This window comes from Sphingobacteriales bacterium (assembly GCA_016700115.1).
Lineage (GTDB): Bacteria > Bacteroidota > Bacteroidia > Chitinophagales > UBA2359 > UBA2359.
Genome location: CP064999.1, coordinates 1,042,701 through 1,066,144 on the forward strand (window position 1 = coordinate 1,042,701; position 23,444 = coordinate 1,066,144).

Sequence of the window (23,444 nt, forward strand, 5' to 3'; positions counted from 1 at the left end):
CAGTTTTCCGGAAAGGCTGCACCGCTTTCAATTTTTAAAAACTACTATTATGATAAGGCTGTTTCTAAAAATGTGTTGTTTTTTTTGCAGCATAGGTTTATTTGCCCAAAACAAATACTACGAAAAAGTTCTGCCATTATGGGCAGATATACATGAAGTCATGTCCGTAGTTACCCTATCGGATTCAACATTTATTATTGCAGGCAATTACACATATTACAGTCCATTAAAATCAACCGCATATATAGCTAAAATTGACAAAAATGCTGCCATTCTATGGCAAACTTTGTTTAGTTCTGCGGGAGAAAATGCTGTATTTGATGTAATTGAAGGCAACTTCGACCATTACGCAACGACCGGCACCCTTGCAGAAGACTACATAGAAAACAGCATCAATACCATGTGCAGTTATTTTGTCAATGATGCCGGATATTTACAAAGTTTAAGCAATTACGGTGTAACGACATCCGACTCCCGCTCCTACCGCATCATCCGTTCTGCCGACGGAGGCTATTTGTCGGTCGGATATTTGGTCAACGGGGGCTATCCGGACTATACGCTGTATGCAGTGAAATTAGGCCCTGACGGCAGCAAAGAGTGGCAAAAAATATATCCAATATTCAATAGTCATTGCACTTTCAGAGATGTCATGGCAGCCCCCGATGGCGGCTATTACCTGACCGGCAGTGTTAATATGAACTGGAACGATTTTCCCTTTGACGAAGGCAATATATTGCTGATGAAAATAGATTCGACAGGCAATGTTGAGTGGAGCAAAGTACACAATGTCGGATCTATGGATCAGGGCTTGAGTTTTAAGCAAACTGCTGATGGTGGGTTTATTATAGGAGGCGCAAGTGCTCTTGCCGGGAATCAAATATTCCGCCCCTACCTGCTTAAAACCGATAGCGTAGGCAATTTTGTTTGGGGCAAGCAGTATTTTATAGAAAGTGGCAGAGGGGAAATAGTAAATGTAGCTGTATTGCCAACAGGAGGATATTTAATTACTGGCTCCTATGGTCCAAACTTTGGTATTGAACATCAACTACAAGCATTTATGGTTCGAACCGATGAAGATGGTAATTCATTATGGTATCGCATTTACGGCAATCCAACAAACAGTTTTGGAGGGAATGCTCATGATTATGTATACGATATGACCCCCACTTTAGACGGCGGTTACATGATAGTGGGCAGAAAGGATAGCATGTTGTCAGAAAGCGAGGGGTATGCTTATGCATGGTTGGTCAAAACCAACTGCATGGGCTTGCTTACAGTGCCAAAAGCACAGTTTACCCTAACCCAAGACCCCGATTTCCTTAACCGTTTCCTGTTCACCAACCAAAGCCAATACGCCTACCCCGACAGCATAGACGGCGGCTACTATGTTTTGAACTGGGGCGATGGCAGCCCGCCCTACCTCTGCGGGCAAGGCTACGCCCCCTGTACTCAGGATACGCTCATCCACACCTACCAGACGGAGGGCATCTACGGCGTTACCCTGCATACCATCGTTTGCAACGACACCTCCACACAAATCCAATCCGTTTGTTTCGGCTTCGCTCCCAATCCGCAGGCAGAATTTAGTTACCAGGATTTCGGCGGTGCTATCATCTTTACCAACCTCAGCCAAAACAGCTACCTTGCCCAAGGCGGCTACTATGTTTGGGATTTTGGCGACGGCAGCCCGCCGGTTTCGGCAGAACACCCCACCCACGAATACGAAGAAAACGGCAGCTACACCGTTACCCTCACCCTCGTCGTTTGCGGAGATACTTCGATGTATTCGCAGGATGTTGTTGTGCAAACGGTAGGAAACCCACCCCAACCCCTCCAAGGAGGGGAATTACAGAGCATGTTGCAGGTTTATCCCAACCCAACCCAAAATACCTTAACCTTTCAATGGGTTTCAAAGTCCCCTTCAGGGGATTTAGGGGTGAACAACGGCTTTACTCCCCCTTCAGGGGGCTGGGGGGTAACAGGGGATTTAGGGGTAAAACTCCTCTCCCTCACCGGTCAGACGGTGCTTCAAACTACTCTTGCCGCAGGAGAAACAAACAAAACCGTTTCGGTGGCGCATCTTCCGGAGGGGGTGTATGTTTATGTGGTTGAGGATGGCAGTGTTGTTTTGGCGCGGGGTAAGGTGGCGGTGGTGAGATAGTGAAAAGTGAAAAACTAAAAGTGAAAAGTGAAAAACCTGAAAGGCAGGGTGTTTAAAACCTCATGGTTTTAGCAAAACCATGAGGTTTGGCTTATACAGGCAATTATCAAAACAACTATATTTGTACGAACCAAATTGTAAAAAATTATGGATTCTCAAAGCAACCGGACTTACCTCGATATCACCTCAGAAGAAGAAGCATTGGTAAGAGAAATTGCAGCGACTAACACCCTTGCTGCAATGGATGCGCGAGTAATTCTATATACAGCATTCGGTGAAGAAATAATAGTTACCCTGCCCCAACTGCCTCCTATGATAGCCGAAAATATAGGAAACTGGAATGTACATTTTAAAAATAAAGGCAACAGCAATGTGTCATCAGTTACAGTTTATCCCAACCCTGCCTCCGATGAGGTTTGTATGACATATCGGCTCGCCGACAACCGGCAAGCAGAGTTTGTCCTCTACGATTTTTCCGGAATATTATTACAAACCCGCCAACTTACCGGCAACGGCTTGATGCGTTTTCAAACACATGGACTTTCGCAGGGCATTTACTTTTATCATATTAAAGTAGATGGCAAACCCATAAGCTACCACAAATTGGTTATTGTAAAATAACTGCTTTTTGCTTGCAACACAGGGCTGTCTATGAAGTGATAGCTCTGTGTTGCTTTTGGTTTATCTTTAAACTCTTTGCTTATGAACAAGGCAATTTTATCGATACTATGCTTTTATTTCGCTACGGTTGTCGTCGCACAAAATAAGTATTTTGAAAAAACGCTGCCTTTATGGGCTGATTTACATGAAATAAAAGCTGTAATCGCATTACCGGATTCAACATTTATTATTGCTGGTAATTTCACATTTTATGATCCTTTAAAATCTATTGCCTATACAGCAAAGGTTGACAAAAATGCAAATATACAATGGCAAACTTTGTTTAATTCGGATGGAGAAAACGGTGTATATGATATAATTGAAGGCAACTATGTGCATTATGTAACAGCCGGTACTCTTGCAGAAGATTATATATTAAACAGCAACGGAAGTGCTTGCGCATATTTTATAAACGGCGACGGTTATTTACAAAACCTCAGTCTGTTTGAAAATGCAGAATATGATTCACAGTCCTACCGCATCACCCGTTCTGCCGACGGAGGCTATTTGTCGGTCGGATATTTGGTCAACGGGGGCTATCCGGACTATACGCTGTATGCAGTGAAATTAGGCCCTGACGGCAGCAAAGAGTGGCAAAAAATATATCCAATATTCAATAGTCATTGCACTTTCAGAGATGTCATGGCAGCCCCCGATGGCGGCTATTACCTGACCGGCAGCGTTAATATGAACTGGAATGATTTTCCAATTGACCAAGGCAATATATTGCTGATGAAAATCGATTCGACAGGCAATGCCGAGTGGAGCAAAGTACACGATGTCGGATCTATGGATCAGGGTTTGAGTTTTCAGCAAACTGCCGATAATGGGTTTATTATAGGAGGAGCAAGCGCTCTCGCCGGAAATCAAATATTCCGTCCCTATTTACTAAAAACCGATAGCGCAGGCAATTTTGTTTGGGGAAAGCAGTATTTTACGACGGGGGGGCGGGGATCCAACTCCGGTGTAATACAATTAAGTGACGGCGGTTATATAAGCTGTGGTAGTTATGGAACTATAGGTGATACAGGTCCGCAAATAGAAACGTATCTGTTGCGGACCGATACCAATGGTAACCCGTTATGGTATCGGCATTACGGCAATCCCATAAACAGTTTTGGAGGCTATGCCCACGATTACGCCTACGATTTTACGCCCACTTTGGACGGCGGGTACATGATGGCAGGCAGAAAAGACAGTATGTTGTCGGAAAGCGAGGGGTATGCTTATGCATGGTTGGTCAAAACCAACTGCATGGGCTTGCTTACAGTGCCAAAAGCACAGTTTACCCTAACCCAAGACCCCGGTTTCCTTAACCGTTTCCTGTTCACCAACCAAAGCCAATACGCCTATCCCGACAGCATAGACGGCGGGTATTACGTATTGGATTGGGGCGATGGCAGCCCGCCCTACCTCTGTGGGCAAGGCTACGTCCCCTGCACCCAAGATACGCTCATCCACACCTACCAGACAGAGGGCATCTACGGCGTTACCCTCCAAGCCATCGTTTGCAACGATACCTCCTCACAAATCCAATCCGTTTGTTTCGGCTTCGCTCCCAATCCGCAGGCAGAATTTAGTTACCAGGATTTCGGCGGCACCATCATATTTACCAACCTAAGCCAAAACAGCTACACCGAGCAGGGTGGCTACTATGTTTGGGATTTTGGCGACGGCAGCCCGCCATCATCGGCAGAACACCCCACTCACGAATACGAAGAAAACGGCAGCTACACCGTTACCCTCACCCTCGTCGTTTGCGCCGATACTTCTGTTTATTCGCAAGAGGTAGTGATGCAGACGGTAGGAAACCCACCCCAACCCCTCCAAGGAGGGGAATTACAGAGCATGTTGCAGGTTTATCCCAACCCCGCCCAAAACACACTAACCTTTGCCTTTACCGAAGGCTTAACTCCCCCTTCAGGGGGCTGGGGGGTAGAGGGGGAATTAGGGGTAAAACTCTACAACCTCACGGGTCAGTTGGTTTTGCAAATCACCCTTGCGGCGGGAGAAAAGAGTAAAACCATTTCGGTGGCGCATCTTCCGGAGGGGTTGTATGTTTATGTGGTTGAGAACGGCGGTGTTGCTTTGGCGCGGGGTAAGGTGGCGGTGGTACGGTAGGGCGTTTATTGTGCACAAACATCGGATGCTTTAAACAACGGTGGCGAAGTAGGAAAGATGCTCGTTGTTATGCTCAACACAAAACCCAAAAAAAACAGCCCCCGACAAAAACTGTCGAAGGCTGTTGATAAAAGGGTTTGTTAAGAGTTGATTATCCTACCGGTACGTAGTTCCACAAGCTGATGGTGATAAAACTTCTGCCGTTTCCGTAAGTGCCATAGAGCAAGTAAGTGTCTTTTCCGTTTGCTCCGGGAGTGCCTTTGATAACACCCATAATCTCAATGTTAAACACGGTGGCACCTCTTTTCAGCGTGGCTTCGCCGGCACATCCTGTTCCTTTAAGGGTCAGTTCTACCTGATCTTGTTGGTCGAACAAATCATCGGTGTAGTTGGCTTGCGTGTGGTAGCGGTTCGTTGCTGCGCTTTTGAGCGATTTGCAAGCGGCGTTGGTTTTTGCCATGCTGCCTGTTGCCCAGGTGCTTACCGGCATGATTTTGTTGTCGGCCGTTTCATTGGAGGCGATGGTAAAGTGAACAACGGTGTAGTTTTGAACCACATAGTTTACCACTTGTTCGGGAGTAAGTGCCGGAGAAGCAAGGATGGTTTGTGCATTAGCGTGGTTGGTTGCAAAAAAACTGCCGATAACGGCGATAGCGACTGCTGCGAAATTCATTAACTTTTTTCATGGTGTTTTGGTTTGGTTTTTTGTTTTTTAAAAATTTTATGTTTTGATTTTGTTTTTGGTTTGGTTTTTTCTTGGCTTTCTTTCGGTTTTCGTTGGTTGGTACATCGGGGCGGAAATTCGTAACCGTTGTTTGGGGGTTTTTTTGAATTATTTTTGAGGGGGTGGTTTTAAGGTTGATTTGTAAGGGGAAGTAGTCGGTACTATATTCAAATACGGCAAGTTAGCATCAGCAAAAGTCGGCTTTATATAAACCTGCTCAGGAACGAGTGCGTTTAAGAACTTGGTATGTCAAGTATTATGCTTCGTTTACTTGACAACTCAAGAGTTTGTATTAGCTTTGCAAAGCAATGACAGTTACACAAAAAATACAAAAATATATCAACAAATTAGCCGAAGGAACTACGTTTAAATACGATCAGTTGGCAGTTGAACCACAGGAATATGTTGCAGCAGCCAAAGCTATTGAGCGACTGATTATAAAAGGTATTATTAAACGGGTTTCAACAGGGGTGTTTTACAAGCCCAAAGAAACCGTTTTTGGTGAACTGAAACCTAACGAGGCAGAACTGCTAAAGCCCTATTTGTTTGAAAAGGGCAAGCGGGTTGCCTACATCACAGGGATATTACTATACAATCGGTTGGGTTTAACGACCCAAGTTCCAAAAAGCATTAAAATTGCAAGCCGAGCTAAAAGGATTACAGTTTTAAGAGGCAACCTGAAAGCAACACCTGTAAAAAGCTATGTGGACGTAACCGATAAAAATTTTTTCTTGTTGGAAATATTGGATGCATTAAAAGACTTCAATAAAATTCCCGATTTAGATAAAAATTCGGCTATTAAAATCATTTCAAAAAAATTGAAAGAGCTAACCCTGACTGAAATAAGGCAATTGATAAAATGCAGTTTGGCTTACCCGCCAAGAGTGCGGGGTTTTGTAGGTGCTTTGCTGGAAAGCATAAACACTTCAACCGACTTGGCGGTATTGAAAAAGAGTTTAAATCCGCTTTCTGAATACGAATACGGAATTGAGAGCATATTATCTACTGCCAAAAATTGGAATATAAAATGAGGTTGCACGAAAACAGAGAACTGTTTATGGATGCGGTGATTGCTGCTTCGCAACAAAAAGGCATACCCGAAATATACATTGAAAAGGATTATTGGGTAACGTATGCCTTATATAATATTTTCAAAAACGAAATTGGAAAGGAATCTGTTTTCAAAGGTGGAACCGCTTTATCAAAATGCTTTGGGCTGATACAACGCTTTTCGGAAGATATTGATTTGATTGTATTGAGAGAAGAAAGTGAAACAGGCAATCAGCTAAAGGGCAAAATCAAAAAGATTTCAAAATGCGTATCGGATGTGCTTCCGGAAATAGAAGTTGTTGGCATAACCAATAAAGTGGGAATGATACGCAAAACAGCACATAGTTACGAAAGGCTTTTTACAGGGCATTTCAGGCAAGTTCGGGATATCATTATTGTAGAATCCACATGGTTAGGACATTTTGAACCTTTCGAAATAGGGCAAGTGAGTTCGCTCATCTATGAAATGATGCTGCAAAACAAGCTTCAAGAAGTCATTGAGGAATTTGGAATGAATCCTTTTGAAGTGTTGGTATTGAACCCGATAAGAACATTGTGCGAAAAAATAATGAGCTTGGTTCGCTTCTCTCAAACACAAGACCCTATTACCGATTTGCGAAATAAAATCAGACATACTTACGACCTACACCTAATGCTGAAAGACAACAATCTTAATGCTTTCTTTCAGTCAGAAGCATTTGATTCGATGCTTTTACGAGTAGCGAATGACGATATTGTAAGTTTCAAAAATAACAATGAATGGTTAGCCGGTCACCCTTCAACCGCAATCATATTTTCTAAAACGGCAGACACTTGGAATAAAATCAAAACTGTTTACACCGGTAGTTTCAGCGAATTGGTATTTGGCGAACTTCCTGCTGAAACTGAAATAATGGATACGCTAACAACCATAGCTGACCGGTTGAAAACAATAGAATGGAACATAAAACCATAATAAATGAGTCCCCAACCAACAAAGGCGTAACCCATTTTAACCAAACGCTAATATATAATCCATATTCAACTAAACAAAAACAGCCCCCGACAAAATCTGTCGGGGGCTGTTGGTAAAAAGGGGTTTGTTAAGAGTTGATTATCCTACGGGAACATAGTTCCACAAACTGATGGTGATAAAGCTTCTGCCGTTTCCATAAGTGCCATAGAGCAGGTAGGTGTCTTTTCCGTTTGCTCCGGGAGTGCCTTTGATAACACCCATAATCTCAATGTTAAACACGGTGGCACCTCTTTTCAGCGTGGCTTCGCCGGCACATCCTGTTCCTTTAAGGGTCAATTCTACCTGATCTTGTTGGTCGAACAAATCATCGGTGTAGTTGGCTTGCGTGTGGTAGCGGTTCGTTGCTGCGCTTTTGAGCGATTTGCAAGCGGCGTTGGTTTTTGCCATGCCGCCGGTTGCCCAGTGCTTACCGGCATGATTTTGTTGTCGGCCGTTTCATTGGAGGCGATGGTAAAGTGAACAACGGTGTAGTTTTGAACCACATAGTTTACCACTTGTTCGGGAGTAAGTGCCGGAGAAGCAAGGATGGTTTGTGCATTAGCATGGTTGGTTGCAAAAAAACTGCCGATAACGGCGATAGCGACTGCTGCGAAATTCATTAACTTTTTCATGGTGTTTTGGTTTGGTTTTTTGTTTTTTAAAAATTTTATGTTTTGATTTTGTTTTTGGTTTGGTATTTTCTTGGCTTTCTTTCGGTTTTCGTTGGTTGGTACATCGGGGCGGAAATTCGTAACCGTGGTTTGGGGGGTTTTTTGAAAAAAGTTTTTAGACAAAAGGCAATAGACTTCGCCTCATTTCAACCTTGAAAAGTATCCTTTAAAAAGCGGCCTTTGCTAAACAGCAAACGGCTCTTGCTAAACAGCAAACGGCTCTTGCTAAACAGCAAGGGTGCTTTGTCGTTTAACAAGAGTGCCTTGTCATTTAGCAAGAGAGGCTTTTCAACCCATATTTTGAGAGGATTTGGAAACAAATCCCCCTTTATCAAACACTTGCTGAAGAGATTGGGTGTGGCAGGAAAAAAAAATGTTTGCAAACGATACTTCTCAAACAACAAAGAATTTATGTAACTCCTTGACAGTCAATACAGTTTCACACTGAACCCACTTCAAAACAACTGAAAATCGCTGAAATTTTCAAGAAACCCGTTTTTATTTCTGTTTTTTTCATTACAAGTAATGATGCTATTTTGTAAATTGTCGCACGCTATAAGGGAATTAAAACAATGGGGACAATTTTCAACTAAAAACCATCCTTCCATTTATTCATTTAAAATTAAAAAACCATGATGCAACATGAGAATTTTAAAAAGAACGGTTTCATTAGAACTTTGGTATTGTTCGTATCTCTTTCTCTTTATATGTGGGGGGGGGGGTAATGTGTTAATGGCTCAACCACCGGTTGAGCTTGACTTTTGCGGGGTGATTGTCAAACAGCCCCTCGGAGGTGGGCAAACCGCTAAATACTTTGATCGTTTCGGTAATGAATATACCGATGACGATTTTCCTTATCCCGGCGATGGTTCCGGCGCTTACTTAGATATGTGCGACAGCGGATATTTTGACCTGACTTTTACAGGCAGTTGGACGAGCGATGAGGAAGAAACAATTTGCAGGGTGTTTAAAGATTTGTCAGATACAATAGCAAATCCTGCAATGTCAACCATAAAAATTTTGATTGATAAAACTTCATTAGATGGAGGTGCATTAGGAACAGGCTCTCCTATTTGGGAAGCCGGATGCGGCATGGCCGACAGTCGTATCATTCAACAGCTAAACAATATATATTCAATGTCAAATCCGGATGGGTATTTGGGCTTGATGGAAATACACCAAACCTCAAATTGGCATACTATTGCTGACGACGATACTTTGCAAATAAATATGGGTATAGACTCATTACATTACGACCTCTATTCTGTTGCTTTGCACGAAGCCTTACATATTTTAGGCATTGCTTCACAAATTGACTTAGACGGTAGCGCTTTGGATGATTTTTATAGCCGGTGGGACAGATTTATTTATTCTGTTCCTTCCGGCAACTATTTATTGGAGCATACCGGATTGACCGATTGTTGTAGCTATCATCAGCTCGACACCATTTATTTCAGTGTCATGCCGGATAGTTTAGAATTTGGTTGTGATTTAAAATTGGCTTTTCGGGATGATGCAGCTAATATTTTAGCTCCGATAAATAACGACGACTACACAGACTTTACCGGAGGTTATACCGTTTTATTGAATAAATTATCGCATTTGGATAACAGATGTAAAGATTCTTTAGGTATAACCGATACAGTAAAATATGTGATGCATCCGGGCATTTTTGCCGGCGAAATAAGAAGAATAGTTTCTGATGCAGAGATGAAAATACTCTGTGCATTAGGCTATCATATCAACAACATGCCCGATGAAGAAGATTGCGAACAAACCTGTGAGATATTTACCAATCCGGAAACCTATCAAATTTATCTAAGTATCACAGACACCCTATTTATTCCTTTTACCGGAACAGGAGGTATTTTTTCCAACGATGTTTTGCCTATAAACTATAATTTTGAATTGGACACAACTTGTTTGTATTTAGGCGATTTGGCATTTAACACAGACAGTATAGGCATATTTTTACAGGCACAGTCAACCGGCATTTTTACATTTTGCTATACCATAAGCGGAACGGGTGAATGTGGCAGTTATTGTCAGACCGAACAGGTTACTGTTTATGTTAACAATTCTCCTGTCGAAACAGAATGTTTCAACCCCGATTGCAATATCATCTGCTTTGGTGATTTTGAGGGGTTCCTAACTTATCCTGATAATAATCTTAACTCATCAAATTATTACAATCAGCTTGGTGTTGCCTCTTATGTTTTTTCTGATTTGACACCGGCTGGCAACACACCTGACATAAAAGTAACCGGAGGAGATAACAATGTTTTGGGTATAGGTTGGATTGACTGCCCAGGCTGTCATAAGGAATCTGCAAGTATTCCCCTTTCACAACCCATTCCTGATGGATGTACTGTAACTGTTAGTTTTAATGCTTTTGTGTTTCAAAAAACCATATCCGATACCGTTACTACTGCTGCCCCCACATTGTTAATTACCGCCCTTACGGATTATCCTTGCCCCGCTTTCCCTTATGAAAGCATAAATTGCATAACGCCCACCGCTACCATTTGTACTCCACCTGTTAATGTGTTCAATATTACCCCCGATTCTTGCGGTATAGTTCTTCAAGACCCCATTGTTACAAGTTCACCGATTAGCGCAATTATCAATCCGACACTCGACACACTTGATTTCACTCAAACACCATTTTATACCTTCACATGGACAAACAATACAGGTTTTGACATTACTACTTTGCTTCTTACCGGAAACAACTCTGTTGGAAATTTTGAAAATGGGAATATTTACATCCAAGCACTTTACATCGATAACCTCGAAGCCACCTTAGACTGCATGAAAAAGGTAACTTTAGAAGCTTACGACATGGATAGTATTTGCATGGGCACTATAGTGGATATACCCTATATCCTCTGCCTCGACAGTCTTGGAGCGGGCGATACTGTTAATGTCATCATGCAAACCAATATTGGCGACATACCCGGATTGACCGTGGTACCCGGCTATAGCGATTTTGATTATACCGGAACGGCTTTTGTTACGCTGACCGATTCCATTCCCTGCGATACCGTTACACTTAGTTTGCAAATTGGGAACTCTTTTACCAACGGGGAGGAGGTGGTTATTACTTCTCAACTCATCAATTTTGATGCCGATTCCAACGAGTTGATATGTACCGATAACAACAGCGAAGGATTAGAAATCGTCTTGACCGTCTATGATTGCGAACTACCACCCGTTTACTGTTTGGACATGCTCGAGTTCTTCACCGTAACTCCCTCATCACCAAATGTCTATTCACTAAATGAGTACGACACTTCCCGGTTGAGCTACTCTCCATCTTCAACGCAGGTCTGGCAACCGGGTTCACACCCGTTTACTGCAATTACCGGCAGTTCGCCCGATTTGTCTTTTAACGTGGACTTGGTTATCCCTACCAACATTCAACTGACCATCAAAGATATGAACCTGTTTTTTGCCCCCGACAAACGCATACTTGTGAAGCCCCGCGCAATCCTAAACCTCGAAAAAACCATTATTGACGGCGTTTGCGATACGATGTGGACAGGCATTCAGGTCGAAGGTCCCGGTATAGATGTTGTTCCAACAGGATCAAACGCAGGTACGCTTAATGCCACAGGATCTAAAATCAGCAATGCAATAATCGGCGCTGCCAATATGAACCTGTCTTTGCTCAACAACAACGAAATAGCAAACACTGACCCTCCTGATAATCCCTATATAAATATATCCTCAATAGCCTTACCGTCTTTGTTCTCCGGCATTGCCAAAAGTACAGGAGGCGGAAGATTAAACATCCACAACTCAACAATGAATAACTGTTTTCAGGATACCAATGTCAGTTGGAACAAAGACGCGCACTATTATTTTTCCAACAATCAATATGCCCATGACGGAGCTCTATGGTACCCCTTCGATACCTTATCTATCGGTCCGGAAGTAGGTGTAAGTGGCCTTTGGATTGGCCGGTTAGTAGTAGAAAACTCCTCTGTATCGCAACACAAATACGGCGTAAGGGCAAACGAAGCCGACTATGTGAAAGTAAACGACAATTTTTTTATTGAAAATATCATCGGCGTTTCTTCCCGTATCTATAACAGCCCAAATAATACGGGATGCGATATATTAAACAACGAATTTACAAACTGCAGGCTCACCGTGCAGACAGACGGTGGCGAAATTTGCGAAGTAATCGGAAATATTTCCAACGAAAACGGCAACAGTATTGATTTTTATGGCGGACAAACAACAGCCGGATTTTATTTCAGAGGCTCGAACATATTGGCACTCAACAACTTTCTGCACCGCTCTCATATTGGTATCATTGCTAATCAGAGTGAAACAAGTGGCAGCCTTATAGCTGGCAATCTGGTGAACAACTCTGTAGTTTCGATTATTTCGGAAGGCGACAACAGCCACGTAAAACTATTCTGCAACCATCTGCTCGATTATCAGGTGTACGGGTTGGACATCCGTCCTTATGGTACATCTAATGGCATTCTTCCGCAACAAGGTCATTGTGATCCAACAGTTCAATCACCGGCCGCCAATACCTTTATTCCCGCGGCCGGTACAGGCGTGTCCGATATTAAATTAGCGGGCCCCATCACCGGCGGCTTTGAAGCGGAAGATTTAGACTACCATGATGTTAATGCAACTTCGCGAACAGATACCGATAACTCTTCTATAGGAGACTATATTCCGACAAATTGTATGGCCAACTTAGAGGAGTTTTGTATAGAAAAAGGCTTCACCCCTTATTCGGAAGTCAGTCAATATGAGGGATGGCAGTTTCTGACAGGTGGTGGAGAAGAACCATCAGATGAACAACTGTCGTTGGACTTTTTGCTCCTGCTTGCCGACAGCAGTTTTAACGAGGCCATGGATTTGGCAAGGCAGTATCAAAATCGACTTGTCGCCCAACGAAAGCTCATTCCTTATTATATCGAAAACGACAGTTTGACTAAGGCGCAAAACATGCTCAATCAAATCAATGCCAACGACACTGAAAATGCCCGTTTTAAAGAGTTTAACCAACTGTTGTTAGACCTACGCAGTGACAATCGCACCATATTCGACATCACTGCCACCGAAGTGGAACAACTGATGGAAATAGCTCAAAGCGATACCAAAACCGGCTATAAAGCCCAGTCTGTTTTATATGCTGCCAAGGGAATAGAGTTTCCGGTAAACCTGCCTGAATTGCCTGAAGGTGGTGGTGAGTGGCAAACGGCTTTTAAAAATGCGACTGAAAGAATATCAAAACTTTACCCCAACCCTACTAATCATACTGCAACAATCAATTATAATTTGCAGAAAGACGACACAGCCGTTTTCTCGCTGTATAGCCCGATAGGGCAGCTATTAGCTACCACTGTTTTAATTGATAGCGGAAAACATTTGATAGATGTGCATAAATATACAGCCGGGCTGTATTTTTATACGGTCAGCATCAACGGAGTTCCTGTTGTTTCTGACAAGTTTGTAATTTTTAAATGATTTTTAAACCATAAATGCCGCGCAACAATAAGATGTGCGGCATTTTAAATATTCGACGTATGCGTTTCTTGACATTTACAATTTTTTTCATTTTTTTTGTTTTATCGACACTGGCGCAGCCTTATTTCTCAAAACAATATTCTTGGGTGAACGTTCAACAGGCAAAAAAAATCATACAGAATGATTCCCTGTACATATTGGGCAGCGACTTTGTAAACATGTCAACAAATTTATGGGTTTCGTGCAACTTAAAAGTAGATATGGATGGAAATAATTGGAACAGAACCGATTATGTTGGAACATATATTGAAAGCAATGCCCGAGACATCTTAAAATATGGAGGCAATAACTTTTTTTTTGTCAACTCGGCAAAAAACCTAAACACCGGAGAAGGGTTTAGTTGGTTTTTATTTTTAAACGAAAATTTAGGTGTTGAAAACACCATTTCAAGTGAAGCATTGGCAAACCAAACTTATTGCGCAAGCTTGACCAATGATAACCAGATTTTGACGGGCGGATGGATACTAAAACCCAGTCAGAGTGGTTTTCATTTATATTTGACTAAACTTGATCCAATATCAGGAGACGTACTAATGGATACTACTTACAGCAATTTATATACGCCATTTACATTAAGCTGGATACAAGACATAACCGCCACACCGGATGGAGGAGCTTATCTGTTGGCCACAATAAACAACGGTGGATTTGATGGAGATATTTCTCTAATCAAAATAGACTCGCTCGGTAACTGGCAATGGCACCAGATTTACGACATCGGCGCAGGTTTATGGGATTCGCAAGACTTTGCAGGTTATATAAAAATTACTCAAGACGGGGGGGTGGTTTTTACGGGTCATAAATCACCTTATATTCAGTATTATGGTGAAATTTTTAAATTAAATGCGGATTTAACCGTTCAATGGCATAGTGAGGAACATTTTTATAATGGTGCCCCTTGTGGAATTATAGAGTTAGCAGATAGTTGTATGGTTGTAGGTGGTTTTGGGGTTTTGCCTCAAACTTCAGGTTCCATGCGTGGCGAAATTGTGAAATTAGATAAAGGCGGCAATACGCTTTGGAAGCGGACTTACGGGGGCAATAAAAACGATTATTTTTACGATGCCATCGTCCAAAACCACGACTACAGCGGCAAAAGCGGGTACGTGCTATGCGGCAGAACCGAGAGCAATTTACCTCCCGGCAGGGCAGATGCCTGGTTGGTGCGCCTCAACTGCATGGGATTGCTCACCAAGCCGGAAGCGTTGTTTTCGCATACTGTCCTTGCAGGTTCGCCGCCCAATGTCATCACTTTCATCAATCAAAGTCAATACGTCTATCCCGACAGCATAGACGGGGGATTTTATCGCTGGAGCTGGGGCGACGGCACTCCTCCCTTTGTTTGCGGTCAAGGATATGAACCCTGCGGAGGCAGCCTTCCCTCCCATACCTATCAGACACCGGGCATCTACGGCGTTACCCTCACCGCCATAGTGTGCAACGACACCGCCACCTACACGCAATACGTATGTGCGGGCAATTACAGTCCGGGGGCGCAGGCATCGTTTGTTGCCGAAGATTTCGGAGGCACGGTGTTTTTTGCCAACACGAGCCAAAACGCCCATTTTGACCAAACGGGCATCAGCATCTGGGATTTCGGCGACGGCAGCTTCCCCTCCTACGAAACCCATCCCCACCACACCTACGCCGAAAACGGCAGCTACACCGTTACCCTGACGGTGGTTGTTTGTGCCGATACTTCGGTTTACACGCAGGAGGTGGTCGTGCAAACGGTAGGCATTTCTGAAATCCCCTCCTCGGAGGGGTTTGGGGTGGGTTCTTTGCAGGTTTACCCCAATCCCGCCCAAAACACCCTGACCTTTGAACGGGTTTCAAAGTCCCCTTTAGGGGATTTAGGGGTGACAGTGGATTTAGGGGTAAGTTTCTACAATCTCACCGGTCAGACCGTCCTGCAAACTACTCTCGCCGCAGGCGAAACCCATAAAACCGTTTCGGTGGCGCATCTGCCGGAGGGGTTGTATGTTTATGTGGTTGAGGATGGCGGTGCTGTTTTGGCGGGGTAAGGTGGCGGTGGTTAGATAGTGAAAAGTGAAAAACTAAAAGTGAAAAGTGAAAAGTGAAAAGTGAAAAGTGAAAAGTGAAAAGTGAAAAGTGAAAACTGAAAAGTGAAAACTGAAAAGTGAAAACTGAAAAGTGAAAACTGAAAACCTGAAAGGCAGGGTGTTTAAAAAACTGATAGTTTTGGCATAACCATGAGGTTTGGCATATACAGGCAATTATCAAAACAACTATATTTGTACGAACTAAATTGTAAAAAATTATGGACACTCAAATCAACCGCACCATATTCGACATCACTGCAGCCGAAGAAGAACAACTGATGGAAATAGCTCAAAGCGACACCAAAACCGGCTACAAAGCCCAATCAGTTTTATATGCTGCCAAAGGAACAGAATTTCCGGTAACCCTGCCTGAACTGCCGGGTGGCGGCGGAGAATGGCAAACGGCTTTTAAAAATGCGACTGAAAAAGTATCTGCTCTCTATCCTAACCCTGCCCAAAACGGCGCAAGTTTCAAACACAGGTTAAATCCTGACGAAAACGGAAGCCTGCAAATCTTCTCCATAACAGGCATAGTCATGGGAACATACAGCTTTAAAGGAGAAGGTATTCATCAGATAGACATTAGCCATTTACAAACAGGGTTGTATTTCTGTAATTTTAAAGTCAATGGAGAAACTGTCCGTATGTCCCGACAGTATATCTTCAAGTAATTTTTCCATTACCCGACAAACTAAGGATACGTATATTTTATTCGAAATATGCGTATCCTTGGCTTGTTCAAATCCTTCATTTATGAAAACATTTATAATTGCTATGCTAATGGCATTGCCTGTATTGCCGTATGCCCAATCTTCCAAATACTTCGACAAATCTTTGAATTGGTTGGACAATAATAATGCACACAAAATTGTGCAAAAAGAGAACGGAGATTATTCGTTAATGTCAACTGCAAAAAATAATGTTACAACTCTTTGGAAACCGTATTTTGTCGAATTGGATGGTTTCGGTAATATACTATCTACAATAGATATTGCACCGGATAGTTTACAGGGAAGGTTCTTTGATGCTCTCCTGTTTGGTGACACCATTATAGGAGTGGGTGCTTTGTTCGTAAGTGAAACGACCACATGGTCTATGAATATTTCTTATCTAAACCAGTCGGGAAATGAATTTGAAAATACAACTATGGCTGGATATTGCGGTGGCAGCAAAGTAGCGTTAGCCTGTGCGTTAAGCACTAATAATCGCTTGTTTGTCGGTGGGTATCAAAGGCTTTGTGGTAACGGGCAAAAACTTCAATTTTTGATTATAGATCCAATAACCAAAACAGTCCTTTTAGATACAATCTATAGCAACTTATTTGTGCCCAATAAACTTGATTGGTTACAAGATATTGTTTCGACACCTGATGGTGGAGCTTATCTTTTGGCTACCATTAACGACGACCTGATAAATAGTGATATTGCCCTTATCAAAATTGATTCATCAGGCAATTGGCTATGGCATCAGATTTACAATCCGACTCCCCCTTCAGTCAGCGGTTTTTCTTATGATATCGCCGGTCATGTTATACTTACATCGGATGGCGGAGTATTGATGAGTTATACAAACGATAAACTTCCATTTACACAACGTAAGAATTTTATTCACAAACTCAATGCCCAACACGAAACAGAGTGGATAGTGGATGAATATTTTACGGGCGGAGCACAACCTTCATTAATACAATTGGTAGATGGTAATTACATTATATCTAACGGCTATTACCGCTTAGAAACAAGTGGTAATTATCAGATTGATGCAGAAATAGTTAAGCTATCTGTTACTGGCGAGTTATTGTGGCGCAGGCAATTTGGCGGCAGCAGGAATGATTACATTTATGATGCTATAGTTCAAAACCACGACTACAGTGGCAAAAGCGGCTACGTGCTATGCGGCAGGAAAGAAAGCGGGCTACCCTCCGGCAGGGCAGATGCATGGTTGGTTCGGCTCAACTGCATGGGTTTGCTCACCGAGCCGGAAGCGTTGTTTTCGCATACTGTCCTTGCAGGGTCGCCGCCCAATGTCATCACTTTCATCAATCAAAGTCAATACGTCTATCCCGACAGTATAGACGGAGGTTACTATCGCTGGAACTGGGGCGACGGCACTCCCCCCTTCGTCTGCGGGCAGGGCTATGAACCCTGCGGAGGCAGCCTTCCCTCCCATACCTATCAGACACCGGGCATCTACGGCGTTACCCTCACCGCCATAGTGTGCAACGACACCGCCACCTACACGCAATACGTATGTGCGGGCAATTACAGTCCGGGGGCGCAGGCATCGTTTGTTGCCGAAGATTTCGGAGGCACGGTGTTCTTTGCCAACACGAGCCAAAACGCCCATTTTGACCAAACGGGCATCAGCATCTGGGATTTCGGCGACGGCAGCTTCCCCTCCTACGAAACCCATCCCCACCACACCTACGCCGAAAACGGCAGCTACACCGTTACCCTGACGGTCGTAGTTTGTGCCGATACTTCGGTTTATTCGCAAGAGGTGTTTGTGCAAACGGTCGGAGTAGCGGAAAATTGAGGCTGTCTAAAAAGCCCCTCAAAAAGCAGTTCTCATAAATCAAAAAAAGTGATTTAAATATTTTTTTATGAGGGAAAGAAACTGTAACTTTAGGAATAAAAACAAGCGAAATGAAACCACAATTTAAAGCCATACCCGCCAATAAGTTAAGCCTGTTTCCTGAAAACATTTTTGACAAGATACCGGCAAACCATCCCGTTATGTTAGTAAATGAATTGGTGGATGGTTTGGATATAGACCACATAATCAAGCAATATAAAGGCGGAGGTACGACGAGTTATCATCCCCGCATGATGTTAAAAGTATTGTTCTACGCCTATTTAAACAATATTTATTCGTGTCGTAAAATCGAAAAAGCGTTACATGAAAACATTCATTTTATGTGGCTTTCGGGGAATAGCCTTCCCGATTACAGAACCATCAATTATTTTCGGGGCAAAAGGCTGAAGGGGAGTATTCAGCAGTTGTTCGGGGATGTGGTTCGCATGTTACAGAAGTTGAAATATGTCAGCCTTGAAGTCCAATACATAGACGGTACGAAGATAGAATCGGCATCCAATCGTTATCGTTTTGTGTGGAAAGGGAGTGTAGAGAAAAACAAAGCGAAATTGGAAAAGAAAATACAGGCAATCTTGTCGGTAATAGAATCACAGATTAAAGAAGACCAATCGGAACCGGATGGGGAGGATACCTCCAAAGCCATTGACAGCAAAGAGCTAAAAGAAATGCTGTCAAAGTTGAACAGCGAAATAAAAGACAAAGACAAAACCATCCAAAAGCAGTTAAAAAAGTTGGCAGAAGAACACCTGCCCAAATTGGAGCAATATGAGCAACAGTTGGAAACGCTTGGCGGGAGGAACAGCTACAGCAAGACAGATGAGGATGCTACCTTTATGCGCTTGAAAGATGACCACATGCAAAACGGTCAGCTGAAACCGGCTTACAATGCACAAATCAGTACCGAAGATCAGTTCATTACCCATTACAGCATCCACCAAACGCCTGGCGACACCACGACTTTAGAAAAAGCACCGCGACGGTTTTGAACAACAATACGAAACCCAAAGCAAAGAAATATCAGCCGATGCAGGTTATGGAAGCGAAGAGAATTACGAAATGCTGGAAAACAAACAAATAGCCGCTTATGTGAAATACAATTATTTCCACCATGAGCAAAAAAAGGCTCAAAAGAATAATCCATTTCTGGTTCAGAACTTATACTACAACAAACAGGAAGATTATTATGTATGTCCGATGGATAAAAGGATGGAGTTCGCCGGAAAAGGCAAACGGATAAGTTCCAATGGTTATGAATCAGAATTGCATTATTATGAAGCCAAACATTGTGAAGGGTGTCCGATGCGGGAAATGTGCCACAACTCACCCGGAAACAGAAGGATGGAAGTCAGCCATAATCTGAACCGGCACAGAGACAGAGCAAGAGAACTGCTTACTTCCCCAAAGGGTTATACTACCGGAGCAAACGACCGGTAGAAGTAGAAGCAACATTCGGACAAATGAAAAGCAACAACAAGTTCACAAGGTTCACATTAAGGGGCTTGATAAGGTTGCTATTGAATTTGGGTTAATGGCAATAGGGCATAACTTGAGAAAATTGGCAAAGAAGAAGGGAAATGCACAAAAAAACGGTCAAAATCCCTCATATACCGACCAAAATCAAGCAATAGTACTCCACTTTATCATTTTTGATAGTGCATGGGACATAGCCGCTTAATTATCAGCTTAAATTAACCCACAATGTGGATGCTTTTTAGACAGCCTCTTTGGGGTGGGTTCTTTGCTGGTTTACCCCAATCCCGCCCAAAACACCCTGACCTTTGAACGGGTTTCAAAGTCCCCTTTAGGGGATTTAGGGGAGACAGTGGATTTAGGGGTAAGTTTCTACAACCTCACCGGTCAGACCGTGCTTCAAACTACTCTTGATGTTGGCGAAACCCATAAAACCATTTCGGTGGCGCATCTGCCGGAGGGGTTGTATGTTTATGTGGTTGAGGATGGCGGTGCTGTTTTGGCGCGGGGTAAGGTGGCGGTGGTTAGGTAGGAGGCAGTAGTTTGTTGTTACCATCAACACTCAAACCCCCAAAAACAAAAACAGCCCCCGACATAATTTGTCAGGGGCTGTTGGTAAAAAGGGGTTTGTTAAGAGTTGATTATCCTACGGGAACGTAGTTCCACAAGCTGATGGTGATGAAGCTTTTACCGTTTCCGTAAGTGCCATAGAGCAGGTAAGTGTCTTTTCCGTTTGCTCCGGGAGTGCCTTTGATAACACCCATAATCTCAATGTTAAACACGGTAGCACCTCTTTTCAACGTAGCTTCGCCGGCACAACCTGTTCCTTTAAGGGTCAGTTCTACCTGATCTTGTTGGTCGAACAAATCATCGGTGTAGTCGGCTTGTGTGTGGTAGCGGTTCGTTGCTGCGCTTTTAAGCGATTTACAAGCGGCGTTGGTTTTAGTCATGCTTCCGGTAGCCCAGGTGCTGACAGGCATGATTTTGTTGTCGGCTGTTTCATTGGAGGCGATGGTAAAGTGAACAACGGTGTAGTTTTGAACCACATAGTTTACCACTTGTTCGGGAGTAAGGCTCGGAGAAGCAAGGATAGTTTGTGCATTAGCGTGGTTGGTTGCAAAAAAACTGCCGATAACGGCGATAGCGACTGCTGCGAAATTCATTAACTTTTTCATGGTGTTTTGGTTTGGTTTTTTGTTTTTTAAAAATTTTATGTTTTGATTTTGTTTTTGGTTTGGTTTTTTCTTGGCGTTCTTTCGGTTTTCGTTGGTTGGTACATCGGGGCGGAAATTCGTAACCGTGGTTTGGAGGTTTTTTTCAACTTTTTTTAAATTTCCTCTGATATATACAAAGTACCATCTTACTAAAGCTCAAAAAATATTATCGTAGAACTTTTTTGTCGAATTAGAAAAAATGACTACCTTTGACTTGATTAATCAACGTTCTAAAACGTATTATGAGAATACCGAGAAATGGAATTAAGAATAACCAAACCCAATGATTACAAAAGAATCTGCCTTTGAGAAAATTAAATCGTTAGTTCAACGATTTAACGAACAAAAAGTATCTTACAAAAACAAAGACTACAACGAAACACAAACAAGACGTGATTTCATTGACCCTTTTTGGAAAGCTCTTGGATGGGACATTGACAACGAAAATGGTTATGCAGAAAGTTATCGGGAAGTAATACACGAAGACCGTGTGAAAATTGGCAAGGCAACCAAAGCACCCGACTACTCATTCAGATTAGTTGGCGGAAAACGACTTTTCTTTTTAGAAGCTAAAAAACCAAGTGTTGTTATCAAAGACGAAATAGCACCTGCATATCAAGTTCGCAGGTATGGTTGGAGTGCAAAAATGGCAATCAGCGTTATCTCCGACTTTGAAGAATTTGCCATTTATGACTGCACCAAAAAACCAAATCCAACAGATAAAGCAAGTAACGGTAGAATAAAGTATTTGATATATACCGACTATTTGAACGAGTTCGATTTTATTTGGGACACGTTCAGCAAAGAGAAAGTTCTTAAAGGGAGTTTCGATAAGTACGTTACGAGCGACAAAAACAAAAAAGGAACGACCACCGTTGACCACGAGTTTTTACAATCGCTCGACTTATGGCGGGTCGAACTTGCAATGAATATAGCACTTCGAAACAAAAACATTTCCGAAGAAGAATTAAACTTCATTGTTCAACACACCATTGACCGCCTTATCTTTCTTAGAATTGCCGAAGACCGAAGCGCTGAAGCTTATGGCGAATTGCAAAACTGCATTAAATCAGGCGATTATTACCAAAACTTGCTTAACAACTTTCATATTGCCGACCAAAAATACAATTCGGGGCTTTTCGATTTTAAAAAAGACAAACTCAGCGACAAAATACTGATTGACAACAAAGTTGTTAAAAAAATTATATCAGAATTGTATTACCCTGTTTGCCCTTACGAATTTTCGGTGTTGAGCGTGGAAATTTTAGGAAGTGCTTATGAACAATTTTTAGGAAAACAAATCACACTTTCCAAAAATGGGAAAGCCGTAATTGAAGAAAAACCCGAAGTCCGCAAAGCAGGCGGTGTTTATTACACCCCGCAGTACATTGTAGATTACATTGTAAAAAATACCATCGGAAAATTAGTTGAAAACAAAACGCCCAATGAAGTAAGCAAAATTAAAATTGCCGACCCAGCCTGCGGCAGCGGCAGTTTTTTGATTGGTGCGTACCAATTTTTGCTGAACTGGCATAAAGATTTTTATACGCAAACCGGTAAACAATCAAAAGGAAACAAAGACAATCCACTTACACCAACCGGTGAACTAACGACCGCCGAAAAGAAACGAATTTTGCTCAACAACATTTACGGAGTTGATTTGGATAGCAACGCAGTTGAAGTAACCAAATTGAGTTTGCTTTTAAAATGTATGGAAGGCGAAACCAAAGAAACAATAGAAGCACAAGCCAAACTCTTTCATGACCGCATTTTGCCGACTTTGGACAACAACATAAAAAGCGGGAACTCTTTAATTGACGTGGATTATTACGACAACAAACTTGATTTTGGCGAGGAAAGAAAAGTAAAACCTTTCTCTTGGCAAAAAGCATTTCCTGAAGTGTTTGAAAGACATATTCCGATAGATGAAACCTTGACTTTTAAAAAACAATTTCAGCGGGTAAAAAAATTGGCTCTTGACACCGATAAGCTAATTTCTTTTTATGGACCGAAAGAACCACAAGCTACCTACCAAAAAAGAAACGGGGGCTTTGATGTAATTATCGGAAATCCGCCCTATGTAAAGGTTACTGATAAACATCTTTTAGACTATTTCTATCAACATTATACCCATCAGGACTATCAACAAGATTTGTATTTACTGT

Annotated in this window: 14 protein-coding genes and 2 pseudogenes; 12 read left to right on the top strand and 4 right to left on the bottom strand. The window is 42.5% G+C overall.

The annotated features are described in order from the left end of the window. The first annotated feature begins 49 nt into the window (after positions 1-49). The 3 genes from IPM47_03490 (at position 50) to IPM47_03500 (ending at position 4,942) form a co-directional block, all read left to right on the top strand. Positions 50-2,161, top strand: coding sequence for a PKD domain-containing protein (locus IPM47_03490; protein QQS30029.1), 2,112 nt, complete (start codon positions 50-52; stop codon positions 2,159-2,161). A 147-nt stretch (positions 2,162-2,308) separates the two neighbouring features. Continuing rightward, a complete protein-coding gene (locus IPM47_03495; protein ID QQS30030.1) occupies positions 2,309-2,782 on the top strand; it encodes a T9SS type A sorting domain-containing protein in 474 nt (157 codons plus the stop codon). Positions 2,783-2,863: 81 nt separating this feature from the next. Next, on the top strand, positions 2,864-4,942 hold the full coding sequence (locus tag IPM47_03500) for a PKD domain-containing protein (protein ID QQS30031.1): 2,079 nt from the start codon (positions 2,864-2,866) through the stop codon (positions 4,940-4,942). A 151-nt stretch (positions 4,943-5,093) separates the two neighbouring features. Here IPM47_03500 and IPM47_03505 read toward each other — a convergent pair whose 3' ends face one another. Further along, positions 5,094-5,615, bottom strand: coding sequence for a hypothetical protein (locus IPM47_03505; GenBank protein QQS30032.1), 522 nt, complete (start codon positions 5,613-5,615; stop codon positions 5,094-5,096). A gap of 359 nt (positions 5,616-5,974) precedes the next feature. Here IPM47_03505 and IPM47_03510 point away from each other — a divergent pair, with 359 nt between their 5' ends. Continuing rightward, positions 5,975-6,697, top strand: a complete 723-nt coding sequence (locus IPM47_03510; protein ID QQS30033.1) for a hypothetical protein — start codon at positions 5,975-5,977, stop codon at positions 6,695-6,697. Continuing rightward, on the top strand, positions 6,694-7,671 hold the full coding sequence (locus IPM47_03515) for a nucleotidyl transferase AbiEii/AbiGii toxin family protein (protein QQS30034.1): 978 nt from the start codon (positions 6,694-6,696) through the stop codon (positions 7,669-7,671). Before IPM47_03510 ends, IPM47_03515 begins: the two co-directional genes overlap by 4 nt. A 138-nt stretch (positions 7,672-7,809) precedes the next feature. Here the strand turns inward: IPM47_03515 and IPM47_03520 are convergent, their stop codons facing one another. After that, positions 7,810-8,034, bottom strand: a complete 225-nt coding sequence (locus IPM47_03520; protein ID QQS30035.1) for a hypothetical protein — start codon at positions 8,032-8,034, stop codon at positions 7,810-7,812. Beyond that, on the bottom strand, positions 8,010-8,342 hold the full coding sequence (locus tag IPM47_03525; protein QQS30036.1) for a hypothetical protein: 333 nt from the start codon (positions 8,340-8,342) through the stop codon (positions 8,010-8,012). The genes IPM47_03520 and IPM47_03525 overlap by 25 nt, the downstream gene beginning before the upstream one ends. Before the next feature lie 681 nt (positions 8,343-9,023). Here IPM47_03525 and IPM47_03530 point away from each other — a divergent pair. The 6 genes and pseudogenes from IPM47_03530 to IPM47_03555 all read left to right on the top strand — a co-directional run bounded on the left by IPM47_03530 (position 9,024) and on the right by IPM47_03555 (position 20,597). Beyond that, the gene (locus IPM47_03530) at positions 9,024-13,877 is read left to right on the top strand and encodes a T9SS type A sorting domain-containing protein (protein QQS30037.1); all 4,854 of its coding nucleotides are present in this window, start codon (positions 9,024-9,026) and stop codon (positions 13,875-13,877) included. Positions 13,878-13,891: 14 nt separating this feature from the next. Next, positions 13,892-15,961: a PKD domain-containing protein gene (locus IPM47_03535; protein QQS30038.1), complete on the top strand. Its 2,070-nt coding sequence runs from the start codon at positions 13,892-13,894 to the stop codon at positions 15,959-15,961. 257 nt (positions 15,962-16,218) lie between these two features. Continuing rightward, a complete protein-coding gene (locus IPM47_03540) occupies positions 16,219-16,671 on the top strand; it encodes a T9SS type A sorting domain-containing protein (protein ID QQS30039.1) in 453 nt (150 codons plus the stop codon). Positions 16,672-16,753: 82 nt separating this feature from the next. Beyond that, positions 16,754-18,535, top strand: a complete 1,782-nt coding sequence (locus IPM47_03545) for a PKD domain-containing protein (GenBank protein ID QQS30040.1) — start codon at positions 16,754-16,756, stop codon at positions 18,533-18,535. A 110-nt stretch (positions 18,536-18,645) separates the two neighbouring features. After that, positions 18,646-20,150 (top strand): annotated as a pseudogene (locus tag IPM47_03550) (IS1182 family transposase). A 174-nt stretch (positions 20,151-20,324) separates the two neighbouring features. Continuing rightward, positions 20,325-20,597, top strand: a complete 273-nt coding sequence (locus IPM47_03555) for a T9SS type A sorting domain-containing protein (protein ID QQS30041.1) — start codon at positions 20,325-20,327, stop codon at positions 20,595-20,597. A 109-nt stretch (positions 20,598-20,706) separates the two neighbouring features. Here IPM47_03555 and IPM47_03560 read toward each other — a convergent pair whose 3' ends face one another. After that, positions 20,707-21,240 (bottom strand): hypothetical protein, encoded by a 534-nt coding sequence (locus IPM47_03560; GenBank protein ID QQS30042.1) that lies wholly within the window; start codon positions 21,238-21,240, stop codon positions 20,707-20,709. A 322-nt stretch (positions 21,241-21,562) separates the two neighbouring features. Between IPM47_03560 and IPM47_03565 the strand changes: the two are divergent. Beyond that, positions 21,563-23,119, top strand: a pseudogene (locus IPM47_03565) (N-6 DNA methylase). Positions 23,120-23,444 lie beyond the last annotated feature (325 nt).